Source organism: Albidovulum marisflavi (assembly GCF_025751435.1).
In the GTDB taxonomy this organism is placed as follows: Bacteria; Pseudomonadota; Alphaproteobacteria; order Rhodobacterales; family Rhodobacteraceae; genus Albidovulum; species Albidovulum marisflavi.
On record NZ_JAOWKY010000004.1, the window covers coordinates 12,950 to 28,456 of the forward strand.

The 15,507-nt window shown below is 64.4% G+C and carries 15 protein-coding genes; 6 read left to right on the top strand and 9 right to left on the bottom strand.

The window, feature by feature from the left end:
• Nucleotides 1-58: 58 nt before the first annotated feature.
• Nucleotides 59-1,744 (top strand): chloride channel protein, encoded by a 1,686-nt coding sequence (locus tag OEW28_RS13900; protein WP_263735400.1) that lies wholly within the window; start codon nt 59-61, stop codon nt 1,742-1,744.
• Between the two features lie 86 nt (nt 1,745-1,830).
• Here the strand turns inward: OEW28_RS13900 and OEW28_RS13905 are convergent, their stop codons facing one another.
• Nucleotides 1,831-3,639, bottom strand: a complete 1,809-nt coding sequence (locus tag OEW28_RS13905) for an aminopeptidase P family protein (RefSeq protein WP_263735401.1) — start codon at nt 3,637-3,639, stop codon at nt 1,831-1,833.
• Nucleotides 3,640-3,743: 104 nt separating this feature from the next.
• Here OEW28_RS13905 and OEW28_RS13910 point away from each other — a divergent pair, with 104 nt between their 5' ends.
• Nucleotides 3,744-4,553, top strand: a complete 810-nt coding sequence (locus tag OEW28_RS13910) for a class I SAM-dependent methyltransferase (RefSeq protein WP_263735402.1) — start codon at nt 3,744-3,746, stop codon at nt 4,551-4,553.
• On the opposite strand, the gene cobT is transcribed toward OEW28_RS13910, so the two are convergent.
• The 3 genes from cobT to cobS are packed head-to-tail and all read right to left on the bottom strand — an operon-like array spanning nt 4,550 to nt 8,095.
• A complete protein-coding gene (gene cobT, locus OEW28_RS13915) occupies nt 4,550-6,418 on the bottom strand; it encodes a cobaltochelatase subunit CobT (protein ID WP_263735403.1) in 1,869 nt (622 codons plus the stop codon). The genes OEW28_RS13910 and cobT overlap by 4 nt on opposite strands.
• Nucleotides 6,415-7,116 (bottom strand): aspartate/glutamate racemase family protein, encoded by a 702-nt coding sequence (locus OEW28_RS13920; RefSeq protein WP_263735404.1) that lies wholly within the window; start codon nt 7,114-7,116, stop codon nt 6,415-6,417. Before OEW28_RS13920 ends, cobT begins: the two co-directional genes overlap by 4 nt.
• Before the next feature lie 4 nt (nt 7,117-7,120).
• Complete coding sequence (cobS, locus tag OEW28_RS13925) at nt 7,121-8,095, bottom strand: cobaltochelatase subunit CobS (RefSeq protein ID WP_412174801.1); 975 nt, start codon at nt 8,093-8,095, stop codon at nt 7,121-7,123.
• 288 nt (nt 8,096-8,383) lie between these two features.
• On the opposite strand from cobS, the gene msrB reads away from it, so the two are divergent.
• Complete coding sequence (msrB, locus tag OEW28_RS13930) at nt 8,384-8,857, top strand: peptide-methionine (R)-S-oxide reductase MsrB (RefSeq protein WP_412174802.1); 474 nt, start codon at nt 8,384-8,386, stop codon at nt 8,855-8,857.
• Nucleotides 8,858-8,918: 61 nt separating this feature from the next.
• On the opposite strand, the gene OEW28_RS13935 is transcribed toward msrB, so the two are convergent.
• The 3 genes from OEW28_RS13935 to OEW28_RS13945 all read right to left on the bottom strand — a co-directional run bounded on the left by OEW28_RS13935 (nt 8,919) and on the right by OEW28_RS13945 (nt 10,756).
• On the bottom strand, nt 8,919-9,545 hold the full coding sequence (locus OEW28_RS13935) for a J domain-containing protein (protein WP_263735406.1): 627 nt from the start codon (nt 9,543-9,545) through the stop codon (nt 8,919-8,921).
• 177 nt (nt 9,546-9,722) lie between these two features.
• Nucleotides 9,723-10,100 carry a hypothetical protein gene (locus tag OEW28_RS13940; RefSeq protein ID WP_263735407.1) on the bottom strand — a complete coding sequence of 126 codons (378 nt, stop codon included), beginning with the start codon at nt 10,098-10,100 and terminating at the stop codon, nt 9,723-9,725.
• A gap of 284 nt (nt 10,101-10,384) precedes the next feature.
• A complete protein-coding gene (locus tag OEW28_RS13945; RefSeq protein WP_263735408.1) occupies nt 10,385-10,756 on the bottom strand; it encodes a DUF4177 domain-containing protein in 372 nt (123 codons plus the stop codon).
• A 202-nt stretch (nt 10,757-10,958) separates the two neighbouring features.
• Between OEW28_RS13945 and OEW28_RS13950 the strand changes: the two genes are divergently transcribed.
• A complete protein-coding gene (locus OEW28_RS13950; protein ID WP_263735409.1) occupies nt 10,959-12,068 on the top strand; it encodes a class II histone deacetylase in 1,110 nt (369 codons plus the stop codon).
• Between the two features lie 91 nt (nt 12,069-12,159).
• Nucleotides 12,160-12,519, top strand: coding sequence for a nuclear transport factor 2 family protein (locus tag OEW28_RS13955; protein WP_263735410.1), 360 nt, complete (start codon nt 12,160-12,162; stop codon nt 12,517-12,519).
• Nucleotides 12,520-12,679: 160 nt separating this feature from the next.
• On the opposite strand, the gene gatB is transcribed toward OEW28_RS13955, so the two are convergent.
• Nucleotides 12,680-14,197 carry an Asp-tRNA(Asn)/Glu-tRNA(Gln) amidotransferase subunit GatB gene (gene gatB, locus OEW28_RS13960; protein WP_263735411.1) on the bottom strand — a complete coding sequence of 506 codons (1,518 nt, stop codon included), beginning with the start codon at nt 14,195-14,197 and terminating at the stop codon, nt 12,680-12,682.
• Between the two features lie 227 nt (nt 14,198-14,424).
• Here gatB and OEW28_RS13965 point away from each other — a divergent pair, with 227 nt between their 5' ends.
• Nucleotides 14,425-15,024 carry a transglycosylase SLT domain-containing protein gene (locus tag OEW28_RS13965; RefSeq protein WP_412174807.1) on the top strand — a complete coding sequence of 200 codons (600 nt, stop codon included), beginning with the start codon at nt 14,425-14,427 and terminating at the stop codon, nt 15,022-15,024.
• 7 nt (nt 15,025-15,031) lie between these two features.
• Here the strand turns inward: OEW28_RS13965 and OEW28_RS13970 are convergent, their stop codons facing one another.
• Nucleotides 15,032-15,463 carry a hypothetical protein gene (locus OEW28_RS13970; protein WP_263735413.1) on the bottom strand — a complete coding sequence of 144 codons (432 nt, stop codon included), beginning with the start codon at nt 15,461-15,463 and terminating at the stop codon, nt 15,032-15,034.
• Between the last annotated feature and the right edge of the window lie 44 nt (nt 15,464-15,507).

Below are 15,507 nucleotides of genomic sequence, written 5' to 3' on the forward strand. Positions count from 1 at the left end.
AGGCCAAGCGGGCAGCCTGGGGAAGTCCCGGAAATATCGACCCGCGGAAAGGCGCCGGATGACGGAGCCGGAACAGGGCTACCTTCGCCGGATCGCGCACGAGCTTGGCGCAGAGGCGAAACATGCGCTGACCGTGATAAGGGCGCGTGGCCCCAGCCAGGTGCAGTTCTGGTTCATCGCGCTGGCCGTGGGGCTGGCGGCGGGGACGGCGGCGCTTCTGTTCCGCAAGTCGATCTCGGTGATACAGACGGCGATCTACGGGACCGACGACGTCTTTCTGGCGTCGGTCGCAGAGTGGCTGCCGTGGTGGTGGGTGCTTCTTGTCCCGATCGCGGGTGGGCTTGCCGTGGGGGTCCTTCTGCACATCTTCACGCCGGACGGACGCGTCAGGGCGGTGGCCGACGTGATCGAGGGGGCGGCACTCCGTCAAGGACGGGTTGAGCGGCGCGCTGGCGTCGCCTCGGCCTTCGCTTCACTCATCACGCTGTCTACCGGAGGCTCATCGGGTCGCGAAGGGCCGGTCGTGCATATGGCGGCCGTCATTGCCACTTGGGTGTCGCGCCGCATCAACGCGAACGGCATCACCGGACGCGATCTTTTGGGTTGCGCCGTGGCGGCGGCCGTTTCGGCCAGCTTCAACGCCCCGATCGCAGGGGCGATATTCGCGCTTGAGGTCATTCTTCGCCACTTCGCCGTGCATGCCTTTGCCCCGATCGCGATCGCCTCGGTCGCGGGCACGGTCATCAATCGGATCGAATACGGCGGGGTGACCGAATTCATGCTGCCGTCCGAAGGCGGGCTGGCCTTCTTCTGGGAACTGCCCGCCTTCCTGCTTCTGGGGCTTCTGTCGGGGCTGGTTGCGGTGGTTCTGATGCGGGCGGTCTTCATCGCCGAGGATTTCGGCAATCACGTGCAGGCTGCGACCGGTATGCCGCGGTGGCTGCGCCCGGCCATTGCGGGTGGGATCGTCGGGGCCATCGCCATTCCCTTTCCGCATGTGATCGGCGTCGGATACGAAACGACCTCGGCGGCACTGACGGGACGGATAGGCCTGGGGACAGCGATCCTTTTCGCGGCCGTCAAGGTGCTTGCGGTCGCGGTCACCCTGGGCGGGCGCATGGGGGGCGGGGTATTCTCGCCCGCGCTTGTCGTCGGATCGCTGACGGGTCTGGCGTTCGGCCTTGTCGCCACTGGGATCCTGCCCGAGGTCTCGGGGGCCGAGTCCGTCTATGCGCTGGCCGGGATGGGCGCGGTCGCCGCCGCCGTTCTGGGTGCGCCGATATCCACGACGCTCATCGTGTTCGAGTTGACGGGCGACTGGGAAACCGGAATGGCGGTCATGACGGCCGTGTCACTCTCCACCGCTCTGGCGTCGCGTCTGGTTCACAGATCCTTCTTCCTGTCGCAGCTTGAACGGCGCGGTGTGCGGCTTTCGGCTGGGCCGCAGGCCTATCTTGCGGCAACCATTCCCGTCGCCCGCGTTCTGCGCGCCCGGGATGCGCGCCGTGCTGCGCCCGAAGATATCTGCCGCGACTTTCTATCGAGGGACATGTACCTGACCGATGGACAGACGCTTGACGCAGCGTTGCGGCTTTTCGAAACCTCGGGCGCGGATTTCCTGCCGGTCGTGCGCTCGACGACGGCAGAGGGGCCGCCCGAACTGCTTGGTGCGGTGTTCGAAGCCGATGCCTTGCGCGCCTACAACCGCGCGCTGGCCGAAGCGGCGGCCGAGGAACACAGCTAGAAGCGGCCGGCAGATGCCGGCTGCGTGGGCTTTGGCGCCAAGGTCAAGGTACCATTCGCGTTTCCACGGCTGTTCGGTCTGCTCCGTCACACGGCTGATGTCGCCGCCTCAAGCCAGCGTCTTGCGTCGTCCGACAGTCGTGGGCCGATCCGGTTGCGCACCTCGGCGTGGTAGGCGTTCAGCCATTCGCGATCGCCTGCGGACAGGGCCGTGGCGTCGACCAGCCTCAGGTCGATCGGCGCGAAGGTCAGCGTTTCAAAGCACAGCATCTTGCGGTGCGCATCGCCACCGGGCAGGGGGAGCGCGTCCTTGACGACCACCAGGTTCTCGATTCGTATGCCAAAGGCGCCCTCGCGGTAGTAGCCGGGCTCGTTCGACAGGATCATGCCCGGCTCCAGCGGAACGTCCGACACGCGCGATAGCCTCTGCGGGCCTTCGTGGACGCAGAGAAACGCGCCGACACCGTGGCCCGTGCCATGGTCGAAGTCCTGTCCGGCAAGCCAGAGGTTGTAGCGCGCCAGACTGTCCAGATGCGCGCCCGCGACGCCACGCGGCCAGCGCAGGCGGGAAATGGCGATCATCCCCTGAAGGACACGGGTGAAGCAGGCGCGAACCTCGGTATCCACCGGTCCGACGGACACGGTCCGGGTGATGTCGGTCGTACCGTCCAGGTACTGGCCGCCGGAATCGATCACCACGATGTCGCCCGATCGGATCGGCTGGTCGCTGTCCTCGGTCACGCGGTAGTGCATGATCGCGCCGTTGGGCCCGGTTCCGCAGATCGTTTCAAAGCTGATGTCCTCAAGCGCGTTGGTTGCACGCCGGAAGCTTTCCAGCGCCCGGACCGCCGCGATCTCGGTCAAGCCGCCTTTCGGCGCCTCCTGGTCGAACCAGGCCAGGAACTCGACCATCGCCGCGCCGTCGCGCAGGTGCGCTTCGGCCATGCCGGCGATCTCGGCCTTGTTCTTGCGGGCTTTGGGCATGATGCAGGGATCCTGACCCCAGGCAACCGTGACACCGGCCGCCTTCAGTTCCTGCGACACGGCCAGCGGCGCGGTCGCGCGATCCACGCGAACCGGTCCTTCCAGCGCGCGCAGGGCGTCTGCGAAAGCATCGGGCGGGCGTATCGTGATGTCGGGCCCCAGATGCGCAAGGACCGCCTCTGACAGCTTTCCCTCGTCCACGAAAAGCGCGGCGTGACCGCCCGCATCCAGGATCGCGAAGGCGTGCACGACCGGATTGCGCGGAATGTCCGCGCCGCGGATGTTCAGCAGCCACGAGATTGAATCGGGCAGGGTCAGGACGGCCGCCGTCTGGCCTGCACGGGAAAGCTCATCGCCAAGACGGGCACGTTTTTCGGCCGCCGACTCGCCCGCGTAGTCAAGCGGATGAACCCGGACCTTACCTCGGGGCGGTGCGGGCTGATCGGCCCAGATCTCGTCAATGAAATTCATGGAATCACAGAGCTCTACACCGCTGCCTTCAAGCGCTGCACGAAGATCGGAGATTTCCTTTTCGGTATGCAGCCATGGATCGAAGGCGACACGGCCGCCGTTCGGCAACATCTCTTTCAGCCATTCTGCGGGTTTGACCTCGGGCCAGTTGACCGGGGTGAAATGGCCAAGGTCCACCTGCGCCTTGACCTGGGTGCGGTAGCGCCCGTCGACGAACACGCCGGCGATTTCCGGAAGGACGATGCAGAATCCGGCCGAACCCGTGAAGCCAGTCAGCCACAGCAGCCGTTCGTCATGCGGGGCGACATATTCACCTTGGTACACGTCAGCGCGCGGCACGAAAAAGCCGTCGACCCCGGCCCGCGAAAGTTTGTCGCGCAGGGCGGCAAGGCGTGACGGACCCTGTTCCGGGCGGGCAGTCGTGTTGAAGGTCTGAAACATCGCGAACTCCGTTTGCTCAGGGACTTTGTGACTCGCTTCCTGCCCGAACGCCAGCGTCGTGCGCGTCGATTTTGCCGAAGCGGCGATCGGTGGTATTCTGCGCCATGAATTTCGCGGCAGTCGAACGGCAGGAATGGCGCAAGGGCGCCGTCGCCATGAACTACGCCAGCCATTTCGCCCTGGCGGCGGAACAGTGCGTGCCCGCGATGGTGGACAAGGTCGGCAGGCCATGCCGGGCGCTCGACCTGTGTTGCGGACACGCGATCATCGCCCGCGGCCTTCTGGACCGGGGGTGCGAGGTCACGGCCGCGGACTTCTCTCCGGCAATGCTGGATCTTGCGCGGGAGCTTGTGCCCGAGGCGCGCCTGGTCGAAGCGGATGCGATGGACCTGCCTTTTTCAGAGGCCGAGTTCGACGCGGTGACGATCGGCTTCGGCATTCCGCACGTCCCTGATCCGGTGCGCGTCTTTCGCGAATGCGCGCGTGTTCTGAGGCCGGGCGGCGTGCTGGTCTACAGCGTGTGGCACGGGCCGGAGCGCGAAAGCGTTCTGAACGCTGTCTTCGAGGCTATCGCCAGGTTCGGAGACCCCGGCGTGTCGCTGCCGCCAGGACCCGGCGCGAACGACTATGCCCAGCCCGGCATTGCCGGGCCCGCGCTGGACGCCGCCGGTTTTCTACCCCCCGATTTCGCCACTGTTTCAAGCGTATGGTCACTTGACCAGCCGGACGCGCCCGTGCGCCTGTTTCAGCAGGGGACGGCGCGCGGTGGGTATGTTCTGCGCCAGCAGAGCAACCGCGCCCTGAACGCGATCCGCGCATCGGTCGCGAACTGGGTCATCGGCGCCTGCGCGGACAAGGGGCCGCCTTGGCACATTCCGATCCCCGCAGCCGTCGTGTCGGCGCGAAGGCGCTAGCTGGCCTTGCGTATGCCAAAGATCCGCGCCCGCGCTCTCGGGTCACTGTCGAACAGGCTTGCCAGCTGTTCGGTCATGGCGCCCGCGAGCTGTTCGACATCGGTGATCGTGACCGCACGCTGATAGTAGCGCGTGACGTCGTGGCCGATGCCGATGGCAATCAGTTCGACTGCCTTGCGCTTTTCGACCATGGCGATCACATCGCGAAGGTGCTTTTCCAGGTAGTTGGCGGGGTTGACGGACAGGGTTGAATCATCGACCGGCGCGCCGTCGGAAATGACCATCAGGATCTTGCGTTGCTCGGGCCGCTGGACCATCCGCCGATGCGCCCATTCAAGCGCCTCGCCATCGATGTTTTCCTTCAGAAGCCCTTCCTTCATCATCAGGCCAAGGTTCGCCCGCACACGCCGCCACGGCGCGTCCGCGCCCTTGTAGATGATGTGGCGCAGGTCGTTCAGGCGTCCGGGCTGTTGCGGCCGGCCCTGTGCCAGCCAGCGTTCGCGCGATTGCCCGCCTTTCCAGGCGCGGGTGGTGAAGCCAAGGATCTCGACCTTGACCTGGCAGCGCTCCAGCGTGCGCGCCAGAACATCGGCGCAGATCGCCGCGATCGAGATCGGGCGGCCGCGCATCGAGCCGGAGTTGTCCAGAAGCAGCGTCACGCAGGTGTCGCGGAATTCGGTGTCCTTCTCGATCTTGAAGGACAGCGGCGTGGTGGGGTTCGCCACGACACGCGCAAGGCGCCCGGCGTCAAGGATGCCTTCCTCCAGGTCGAACTCCCAGCTGCGGCTCTGCTGCGCCTGTAGCCGGCGCTGAAGCTTGTTCGCAAGCCGGCTGACGGCCCCCTTCAGGGGGTCAAGCTGCTGGTCCAGGTAGGCGCGCAGACGCTCAAGCTCGGCCGGTTCGGCCAGCTCCTCCGCCTTGATTTCTTCATCGAAATCAGTGGTATATACGCTGTAATTTGGGTCTGCGTCGGAATAGGGGGCGGGTGGCGGAGGTTCCAGAGGCGCGTCGCTTTCGGGAAGCTCGGCCTCTTCGCCCTCTTCCATATCGGCCGCCTCGTCCATCATCACCTTGGACTCGGTGGTGTCCTGCGTGTCGTCCTGGCTTTGGTCCGGCTCGGCCTCGGCCTCCTCGCCTTCGCTTTCCTCCTCGCCTTCCGAGGTGTCGGGCTGTTCATCGGCCTCTTCGCCTTCGCCCTCGTCCTCATCGTCAAGATCGGGGTCATCGCCCAGCTGATCGCCGTAGCCAAGATCCTTGATCACCTGCCGCGCGAGGCGGGCGAAGGCGGCCTGGTCGGCCAGAACGTCATTGACATGTTCCAGTGTGCCGCCAGCCTGTTCCTCGATGAAGGGGCGCCAAAGGTCCATGACATTGCCTGCGCCGCCCGGCATTTTTCGGCCCGTGGCCAGATGGCGGACAAGATATCCCGCAGCCTGCGCAAGCGGCGCCTCTTGCGTCGAGCGGATCTGGGCATAGCCCTTGCGCTCGGCCTCATGCGCAATCTTGGCGTCGATGTTGCCAAGCGTGCCGGGCATGGCGCGCGCGCCGACAGCTTCGCACCGCGCGGTCTCCATCGCCTCGTAGAGGTCGCGCGCCATTTGCCCGGTGGGCGCGTATTTCGTGGCAAGAGCTGGATCGTGGTGCCTGCGCCGCAGCGCCAGGGCATCGGCCGTGCCGCGCGCGATCAGCACCTCATCCCGCGTCATCCGGCGCGACACCTGCGGCAGACGCATCGCATCGGCCGTCATGCCCGGCGGATCGACCGAATAGGTGACCGTCAGGTCCGGGTCGTCGGCCAGCGTCTTGGTCGCCTCGGCCAGTGCCTTCTTGAATGGATCGGCGGGGTTGTCGTTGCGTAGGGTCATTGGTCGTCCGCCACTTCTTCAAGATTACGTAAGCCCGAGGCCAGATCGGCCAGCACGGCCACATGCACATCAAGCGCGTCGATCACCGGATAGCCGGGGTCGCACCCGTCGAAGGCGAGGTTCAGATCGGTTCCGGCAAGCACGATGGCCTGCGCACCCTGATCTTCCACCATGCGGCGCCCCGCTTCAAGGAACAGCCTGCGCTGGTCTTCAGTGCATTCACCCGCGATCGCCATATCCTGATAGGCCTGCCCAATCTCGGCAATGTCATCGCCCGGCGCCACCGCCTCGGTTCGGGCGAGCTGGCCGTAAAGGCGCGTCTGCATGACGAGCCGCGTTCCAAGCAGGCCGATGCGCATCACGCCGCGACTGGCAAAGAATTCGTCCAGCGGCGCGATGGCCGACACCAGCGGCAAGGGCGAGATCGCCCGCGTTTCCGCAAAGCAGAAATGGCCGCCCAGCGAAGTTATGGCAACGCAATCCGCCCCGGCCGCCTGAAGCCTACGGATCAGGCGCAGATAGTCCTCTGCCTGTTCCTCGCGCCGGTCTCGGTTGAAGCGGTCGACCACATCCATGGTCTGTGCATGGACGATGGTCACCTCCAGCGGTGCTTGCCGCCGACGCATTTCCGCGCACAGGCGCTGATAGTAGGCGACCGTCGCTGCCGGGCCGATTCCACCGATCAGGCCAATGTGCATACCATCACCGGATGCTCTGGCTCGCCGCGCTTTCCGGCAGTTCCTCGTCGAAGCAGCGCTGGTAGAACTCTGCCACGGTCTTGCGTTCGAGCTCGTCGCACTTGTTCAGGAAGGTCAGCCGGAAGGCGTATCCCACGTTGCGGAAGATCTCGGCGTTCCAGGCCCAGTTGATCACGGTGCGCGGGCTCATGACCGTGGACAGGTCGCCGTTCATGAAGGCCGTCCGCGTCAGGTCCGCAACCGTGACCATCTGGTTGATGGTCTTGCGGCCCTTTTCGCTGTTGTAGTGCGGGGCCTTGCCAAGGACGATCGCGGCCTCGGCATCGTGGCTCAGGTAGTTCAGGGTCGCGACCAGCGACCAGCGGTCCATCTGCGCCTGGTTGATCTGCTGCACGCCGTGATAAAGCCCGGTCGTGTCGCCAAGGCCCACGGTGTTTGCGGTCGCGAAGAGCCGGAAGCAGGGATGCGGCGTGATGATCTCGTTCTGGTCCAGAAGGGTCAGCTTGCCATCATGTTCCAGAACGCGCTGGATCACGAACATCACGTCGGCGCGGCCTGCGTCGTATTCGTCGAACACGATGGCAACGGGGTTCCTCAGCGCCCAGGGCAGGATGCCTTCGTGGAATTCGGTCACCTGCTTGCCGTCGCGCAGCTTGATCGCGTCCTTGCCGATCAGGTCGATCCGGCTGATGTGGCTGTCAAGGTTGACGCGCACGCAGGGCCAGTTCAGCCGCGCCGCCACCTGTTCGATGTGGGTCGATTTTCCCGTCCCGTGGTAGCCCTGGATCATGACGCGGCGGTTGTAGGCAAAGCCCGCAAGGATGGCGAGCGTCGTGTCAGGATCGAATTTGTAGGTGTGATCGATCTCGGGCACGCGGTCGGTACGCTCTGCAAAGCCCTTCACCTTCATGTCGGTGTCGATCCCGAAGACCTCGCGGACAGAGATTTCTTCGGTGGGTTTCGCGGTCGTGTCCAGCATCGTCTTGCCCATTCTGACTAAAGGCCCCAAGGGGCGGGGCCGCCACCCGCGATTGATGGAGCATATCGTCCGGGGGCGCAAGGGCGGCAGGCGAATTCTGCCCGCCAGATCGCGACAAACGATGGGTCCAGATGTCGGACGGATCGCTCCGGGTTTTCCGGCGGGCCTTGGCATCGGGTACGCCTTCTGATCACAGCATTGCGAATGCACGCGGTCAACCTGTTACTGCCGCCGGTGCCCGATCTGTGCATGATAGGCGCGAAGACCCGCCCGAGGATGGAGGATATGATGATCACTCGCAGAATGGCTCTTTACCTTGCCGGCGCGGGAGTGGCCGCTACCAGTTCTTCGCGCCGCCTGCGCGCAGAGGAAACGTTTGAGATCACGCGAACCGAGGCGGAATGGCGCCGCCTGTTGACCCCGGCCCAGTTCGAGGTCCTTCGTGAAGAAGGCACGGAACGCGCGTTTTCCAGCCCGCTGGACAAGGAATACGGCGAGGGCACGTATCACTGTGCCGGTTGCGACCTGCCGCTGTACTCGTCCGAGACCAAGTATGACAGCGGCACCGGTTGGCCGTCTTTCTGGAAGCCGTTGCCCGATGCCGTCCGGACCCGCGCCGACTGGGGGATCCTGGGCCGCAGGACCGAGGTTCATTGCCGACGCTGTGGCGGCCACCTGGGTCATGTGTTCAACGATGGCCCACAGCCCACCGGCAAGCGCTATTGCATGAACGGGGTGGCGCTGACCTTCCGCCCGGCCTAACAGTCGCCTCCTGGTGGCGGAGGGACCCGTTTCGGGACCCGGTTCCGCCCGCCAAGGGGCCTCAGTCCTTGAAGTTGCGGCTGTCCTTGATCTGGTCCCAGGCCCAGACAACTTCTTGCAGTCGATCTTCGTCCGATCGGTCCCCGCCGTTCATGTCGGGGTGAAGGTCCTTGACCAAGCTTTTGTATTGCCTTCGAATTTCAACCTTTGTCCAGCTGTCCTTCGCCTCAAGGATATCCAGCGCGCGGCGTTCGGTCGGAGGAAGCTTGCGGCCTGCGCTGCGGCCCGGATTCTGGGTCGCATTGGCCCCGAGCAGCTCCATCGGGTCCGCGATGCCAAGGCGGGCCCAGGCGCGGTCCTCTCCGCCCTTCTTTCCGAAGGGTTTGGTTTCGCGCCCCCAGACGCGCTCCTTGTCCAGAAACTTCTCGAACTCGTCCTCGGTCGAGCCCTGGAAGAAGTTCCATTTCAGATTGTATTCGCGCACATGGTCGCGGCAGAACCAGTAATAGTCATCCAGGTTGTCGGGTGACTTCGGGGCGCGGTACTGGCCGGCCTCGGCGCAGCCGACATGGTCGCACTTGCGGGTCGAGGTTTCGAAGGCGCCCGACATGCCACGCTTGGTCTTGGCGCGCCGTTTCTTGTCAGACGCGGCCGAGATGTCGAATGTGAAAGGGTCGTTCCTGCTCATCCTGCCTTCCGAAAGCTCGCGTTTCGACTCGGGGCACCGAGTTTAGGGCTTTTGGCTGGGCTTGGAAGAGGCATACGAAAAAAATGCGCGTTACCGTGTCTTGTCCGCCTGAATCGTGCGGGTTTTCGCCTCATGACGCGGCCGCGCCTGGAACGCGGACCTTCCCGGCTTCGCTGCTTATCGCGCCAACAGCGGAAGAAGGGGGCGGCGGGCGTTCTGCGGGCGATGGCTTCCATCGCCCGGATTCAGCACCCTGACGCGCCTTGGCAAAACGGCGGGTTCACGCCAAGATTCAACGCTCTCCCCCGGATTCGGCCCGATCAGAAGCGGCACGTGCGCTCGGATGTCCTGCGGGCGGCGGAATACCATGAAGCTTTCGTTGCGCTTGCGGGCCTTTCCCCACCAGCCGCGGGAGACCACCGGTCGCTCCTCGATGCCGACAAATTCCCAGCCCGCGTCAGACAGCAGATCAATTTCGCGTGCGGCAAGGTCGGATTGTGCCCTTTCGCCGTTGCGGGCAGGCTTGGGCGCCTGAAAATACTTGAACTCGTACATATTCGTCACCGTTTAACACTGGGTAAGGGGTACCGCGCTTGGCGAGCTTCGGCAAGACGCGGATCCCGCACTCAAGTCGGGTGGACGCCAAGCGGAAATCAATTAAAGCAATAAAAAGCAATATCTTGAGAATTATTCTTCAAGTTTCGATCATTGGGTGGCGCGCGCAAATCCTCGCATTTTCGGCCAAGGCGCCGGCGTTCACCGTTCCCGCTATGGGAAAAGTTCGGCTGCAGCTTGGAAAATGTTGACGGAGGCGCTTGTCGCAGCCAGCCGGGGATGCGTCAGCCTTCGTCCTTGGTGACCTTGGGTTCCCTGCGCTCAAGCACAAGCGGCTCCCATGCCGGGGTGCCCTCGGCGGTGCGGCTGGCGGCGAATGAGGGGCGCGGGGTTTCCGACGGAATGCTGGCGAAGCTGTCCGCGATCGGCCGACGGAAGATCATCAAGGTCTGGTGAACGGTGACCGAGCGGCGGGCGAGCCCGACCCGGTCTTCGCGGCTGAAGGTGTCGGTGCGGACATAATCCCAGCCGTCACGGCCAAGCTTGTTCATGAGCTGCACGATAGCATTGGCGTAGCGTTCGTCCGCTGTCCGCGCGCCGGGCGCTTTTTCGCCCTTCTCGGGCAAGGGAACGGCTTTGTATTCATAACGCTGCATCGACGGTCTCCACTCATGCCATCGCAGAATAGACCGATTCGATGGCGGCGCGCACCTGCCTGAGAAAATCCCTGGCGGAAATGGGGGAAAGCCTGCAACATACCGTGCCGTTTGTGGAATGGGACGCGCACGGCGGTTGTCAGATCGCTTGAATCCGCAGTCAATACCGGCAGGCTGAAGGTGTGGGCATGGAGGATGGGCGGTGGCGACAGGGTTCTACTACGACGAACGCTGCATGTGGCATTCGCAGGGGGAGCATGCACTTTACCTGCCGGTTGGCGGATTTGTCGAACCTCCGGCCAATGGTACACATGTCGAAAGCGGATTCATCAAGCGGCGCTTCCGCAACCTGGTCGAGGTTTCGGGCCTGATGGCCCATCTTGATCTGCACAGCGCGCCGCCCGCGACCCGCGCCGATCTGGAGCGTGTTCATCCGGCCTCTTACCTAGACCGGTTCAAGATGATGTCGGATGCGGGCGGAGGCGACATGGGGGAGGACGCACGCTTCAGCCCCGGCGGGTATGAGATCGCAGCCCTGGCGGCGGGACTGGCCATGCGGGGCATCGCGGACGTGATGTCGGGCAAGGTTTCCAACGCCTACGTTCTTGCCCGCCCGCCCGGCCATCATTGCCTGCCGGACAGGGGGATGGGTTTCTGCCTGATGGCGAACATCCCTGTTGCGCTTGAGGCGATGCGCGCGGCTTACGGCCCGGCACGCGTGGCGGTGGTGGACTGGGACGTTCACCACGGCAACGGGACCGAGGCGATTTATTACGACCGCGACGACACGCTGACCATCTCGCTTCATCAGGAGGCATGCTATCCGATCGACAGCGGCCGGGTGGACGATCGGGGCAAGGGAGCGGGTGCGGGTTTCAACCTGAACGTACCGCTTCTGCCAGGCGGCGGGCATCGCGCCTACCTGGACGCGATGGAGGTCCTGGTGGTGCCGGCCTTGCGCGCCTTCCGGCCCGACCTGATCGTCGTCGCCAGCGGGCTGGACGCCAGTGGCGTCGACCCGCTGGCGCGGATGCTGGCCCATTCCGACACCTTCCGCGAGATGACGCGCATCCTGATGGCCGAGGCGGGCGCGCTGTGTGGCGGCAGGCTGGTCGCGGTGCATGAGGGCGGCTATTCCGAAATCGCGGTGCCGTTCTGCGGCCTTGCCATCGTCGAGGAGCTGTCCGGACACCGTACGGGGGTCGAAGACCCGCTTCTGGCAACGCTGATCGGCAACCAGCCCGCGCCCGACATGGCGGACTTTCAGCGCGCGCGGCTTGAGGCGCAGGCGCGTAAGGTCTTTGGGGATTAACTCTGCAAGCGATCCGGTGGCGGACCAGTTCGTCCCGACCGCCGGCGGAAGCCGCGCTCTTTAAACGTCTGCGCAGGAAAGGACCTTGGCAATGGATTCTCAGGATCGGACAGAAATCGAGGCTGTCGTACGCACCTACATAGACGGAATGGTGCACGGCGATCGCAAGCTGCTGGAACGCGCGTTTCATCCGAAGATGAACGAGATCGGCCATTTTCAGGGTGAATTGCTATGGAACGACCGAGAGGAATTCATCGCGCTTTGCCAAGAGGCGGCATCGCAGGACGCACCCATGATCTGGAAGATTCTGAGTCTGTCCGTGGCCGGCGATATCGCCTCCGTTCACATCGAGGACGAGTGGGCAGGTTCCAGCTTCGACGACTACCTGCTGCTGCTTCGCAGTGAAGGGCGTTGGCAGATCGTGTCGAAGGCTTTTCGCGTTCGGTCTTGACGGTGACCGTCAAGCTCGATCGCGGGCAGGTGCGCTAAATCCGACGAACAACCCATTCCCAACGCTCGGAATGACGACCGCACGCGGCTTGTCGGAGACAAAGCATTGCGGTCGCGGGCCTGCGCCCGCGAGACCTTGCGCCTGTCGCTGTCGGCGTCTTTCAGAGCCCGAGCTTCTTGGCGACCAGTTCGTTGACGGTGGCCGGGTTTGCCTTGCCGCCCGTGGCCTTCAGCACCTGACCCACGAACCAGCCCGCGAGTTTCGGGTTCTGCTTGGCCTTTTCGACCTGCGCGGGGTTCTGGGCGATCACCTCGTCCACGGCGGCCTCGATGGCGCCGGTGTCCGTCACCTGCTTCATGCCGCGTGCCGCCGCGACCTCGGCGGGATCTGCGCCCTTTTCCTCGGTCCACAGGATCTCGAACAGGTCCTTGGCCATCTTGCCCGAGATGTCGCCCTTGGCCATCAGGTCCAGCACGCCGCCAAGCTGGGCGGCCGACAACGGGCTTTCGGCGATCGACAGCCCTTCCTTGTTGAGCCGCCCGAACAACTCGTTGATGACCCAGTTCGCGGCCTGCTTGCCGTCGCGGCCCTTTGCCACGGCCTCGAAAAATGCGGCGTTTTCGACCTCGGCGGTCAGCACGCTGGCGTCATATTCGGTCATGCCGTAGTCCGTCACGAACCGCGCCTTCTTCTCGTCCGGAAGTTCGGGCATCGATCCTGCGATGTCGTCCACCCAGGCCTGCTCGATCTCAAGCGGCAAGAGGTCGGGGCAGGGGAAATAGCGATAGTCATGCGCCTCTTCCTTGGACCGCATGGACCGGGTTTCGCCCTTGTCGGGGTCGTAAAGCCGGGTTTCCTGCACGATCTTGCCGCCGTCCTCGATGATTGCGATCTGGCGGCGCGCCTCGTATTCGATCGCGGCCTGGATGAAGCGCATCGAGTTCATGTTCTTGATCTCGCAGCGCGTGCCGAGGACGGAATGATCGCCGGTCGCCTGGAACTTCTCGTAATCGCCGGGGCGGCAGACCGAGACGTTGACATCGGCGCGCAGGTTCCCGTTCTGCATGTTTCCGTCGCAGGTTCCAAGATAGCGCATGATCTGGCGCAGCTTGGCGACATAGGCGGCGGCTTCCTCCGGCCCGCGGATGTCGGGGCGGCTGACGATCTCCATCAGCGCGACGCCGGTGCGGTTGAGGTCGACAAAAGACATGTTCGGGTCAAGGTCGTGGATCGACTTGCCAGCGTCCTGTTCAAGGTGGATGCGCTCGATCCTGACGCGTCGCGCGATGCCGGGGGCCATGTCCACGATCACCTCGCCCTCGCCCACGATGGGGTGGTAGAGCTGAGAAATCTGGTAGCCCTGCGGCAGGTCGGGGTAGAAGTAGTTCTTGCGGTCGAAGGCCGAGCGCAGGTTGATTGCGGCCTTCAGGCCCAACCCGGTGCGCACCGCCTGCGCCACGCAGAATTCGTTGATGACGGGCAGCATTCCGGGCATCGCCGCATCGACGAACGAGACGTTGGAGTTCGGCTCAGCCCCGAATTCGGTCGATGCGCCCGAGAAAAGCTTGGCCCTGGACGCAACCTGGGCGTGGACCTCGAGGCCGATCACCAGTTCCCAATCGGATTTCGCGCCGGCGATCACCTTGGGCTTCGGGGCTTCAAAGGTCAGGTCGAGCATGGGCTGGGTCCTTCAACTGTCCGGGGGGCTTTCTAGGCCAGCGGGGGCCGCCAGACAAGGCGCATTGACGGGGCCCGTGCGGCCATGGGTGCGCAAGGGATCGCCAAGAGCACCGATCGCGAGCGGCGAATCTTCGCCGATGCCGAAATCGCAAGCTTGCGCAAGAGGGGAGGATGGTGAACTGGTCTTTTGCCGGACGCATCGGGCCGGTTCTTCAGGGCAGGTCGATGCCGAAAGCTTTGGGACTTCTGGCCGCCGCCGTGGCCTTGTCATTCTTGACAGGTTGCGTCACGCCGCAAGCGACGATGGGCGCCAACCAGTTGCCACCGATGCGTTGGGATCATCTGCCGGAGGCCGAGCAGTGGACCCTGTCCACGCTTCGCGCGCTCAGCGACGACGGCGCGGCGCTTGCCCAGACGGTTCCACAGGATATCGACACGTTCTGCCCCGGCTACCGCGAGGCCGGAATGGAAGACCGCCGCGCCTTCTGGGCGGGGTTGCTGTCTGCGCTGGCAAAGCACGAAAGCACCTGGAACCCCGAGGCACGTGGGGGCGGCGGCCGCTGGATCGGGCTCCTGCAGATCGCGCCACGAACGGCGCAGGCCTACGACTGCGAGGCGGCCGATCGCGAGGGTCTTCAGGACGGGTCTGCGAACCTTGCCTGTGCGGTTCGCATTGCTGCAACGCAGGTCGCGCGGGACGACGCGATCGTCAGCGACGGCTCTGGCGGTTGGCGCGGCATCGCGCGCGACTGGGCGCCGATGCGCGCCCGTGACAAGCGGGCCGAGATTGCCGCCTGGACCAGCAAACAAAGCTATTGCCAGTAAGGCGCGGTCAGAAAAGCGTCGGCAGCCCGAGCTTGGCGAATTCCGCGACGAGTCGACGCGTTCCGAAGCGTTCGGCCCCCGGAAGCGACAGTCGATCGCCCGAATACAGGTTCAGGATGCAGCGTGTTTCGCCTTCGCCGGGCTTGTGGCCCGTCTGATAGATCGTGACGCTGGCGATCTCTTCCAGCGCGATGTTCCTGTGATAGCGTCCCTCGAAGAACTCCAGCCCTTCGTCGCTCAGGCGGAAACCGTGGATGGAGTTGTCGGCGATGCGCCAAAGCACGACGACGACGAAAAGAATTGCAAGCCATTGGTGAAAGCCGGGCAGGCCAAGCGTGTGCATCAGATAGGCGGATGCCATGGCTGCGCCCAGGGCGAGGTAGCTGGCTGGCGTGCGCGACTGGTCGCGGTATTCGAACGTCTCTCTCAACATGGTCACAAACTACTCGTTACACGCGGCGGCTGAACGACCGCTTGACCCAA

Bases quoted from the DNA above. Each gene is read 5' to 3' on its own strand.
- gatB (WP_263735411.1), bottom strand. From the start codon at position 14,197: ATGCTCGACCTGACCTTTGAAGCCCCGAAGCCCAAGGTGATCGCCGGC.
- OEW28_RS13920 (WP_263735404.1), bottom strand. From the start codon at position 7,116: ATGCACATTGGCCTGATCGGTGGAATCGGCCCGGCAGCGACGGTCGCC.
- OEW28_RS13945 (WP_263735408.1), bottom strand. From the start codon at position 10,756: ATGCAGCGTTATGAATACAAAGCCGTTCCCTTGCCCGAGAAGGGCGAA.
- OEW28_RS13900 (WP_263735400.1), top strand. From the start codon at position 59: ATGACGGAGCCGGAACAGGGCTACCTTCGCCGGATCGCGCACGAGCTT.
- OEW28_RS13905 (WP_263735401.1), bottom strand. From the start codon at position 3,639: ATGTTTCAGACCTTCAACACGACTGCCCGCCCGGAACAGGGTCCGTCA.
- msrB (WP_412174802.1), top strand. From the start codon at position 8,384: ATGATCACTCGCAGAATGGCTCTTTACCTTGCCGGCGCGGGAGTGGCC.
- OEW28_RS13910 (WP_263735402.1), top strand. From the start codon at position 3,744: ATGAATTTCGCGGCAGTCGAACGGCAGGAATGGCGCAAGGGCGCCGTC.
- OEW28_RS13955 (WP_263735410.1), top strand. From the start codon at position 12,160: ATGGATTCTCAGGATCGGACAGAAATCGAGGCTGTCGTACGCACCTAC.
- OEW28_RS13935 (WP_263735406.1), bottom strand. From the start codon at position 9,545: ATGAGCAGGAACGACCCTTTCACATTCGACATCTCGGCCGCGTCTGAC.
- OEW28_RS13965 (WP_412174807.1), top strand. From the start codon at position 14,425: ATGCCGAAAGCTTTGGGACTTCTGGCCGCCGCCGTGGCCTTGTCATTC.
- OEW28_RS13940 (WP_263735407.1), bottom strand. From the start codon at position 10,100: ATGTACGAGTTCAAGTATTTTCAGGCGCCCAAGCCTGCCCGCAACGGC.
- cobS (WP_412174801.1), bottom strand. From the start codon at position 8,095: ATGCTGGACACGACCGCGAAACCCACCGAAGAAATCTCTGTCCGCGAG.
- cobT (WP_263735403.1), bottom strand. From the start codon at position 6,418: ATGACCCTACGCAACGACAACCCCGCCGATCCATTCAAGAAGGCACTG.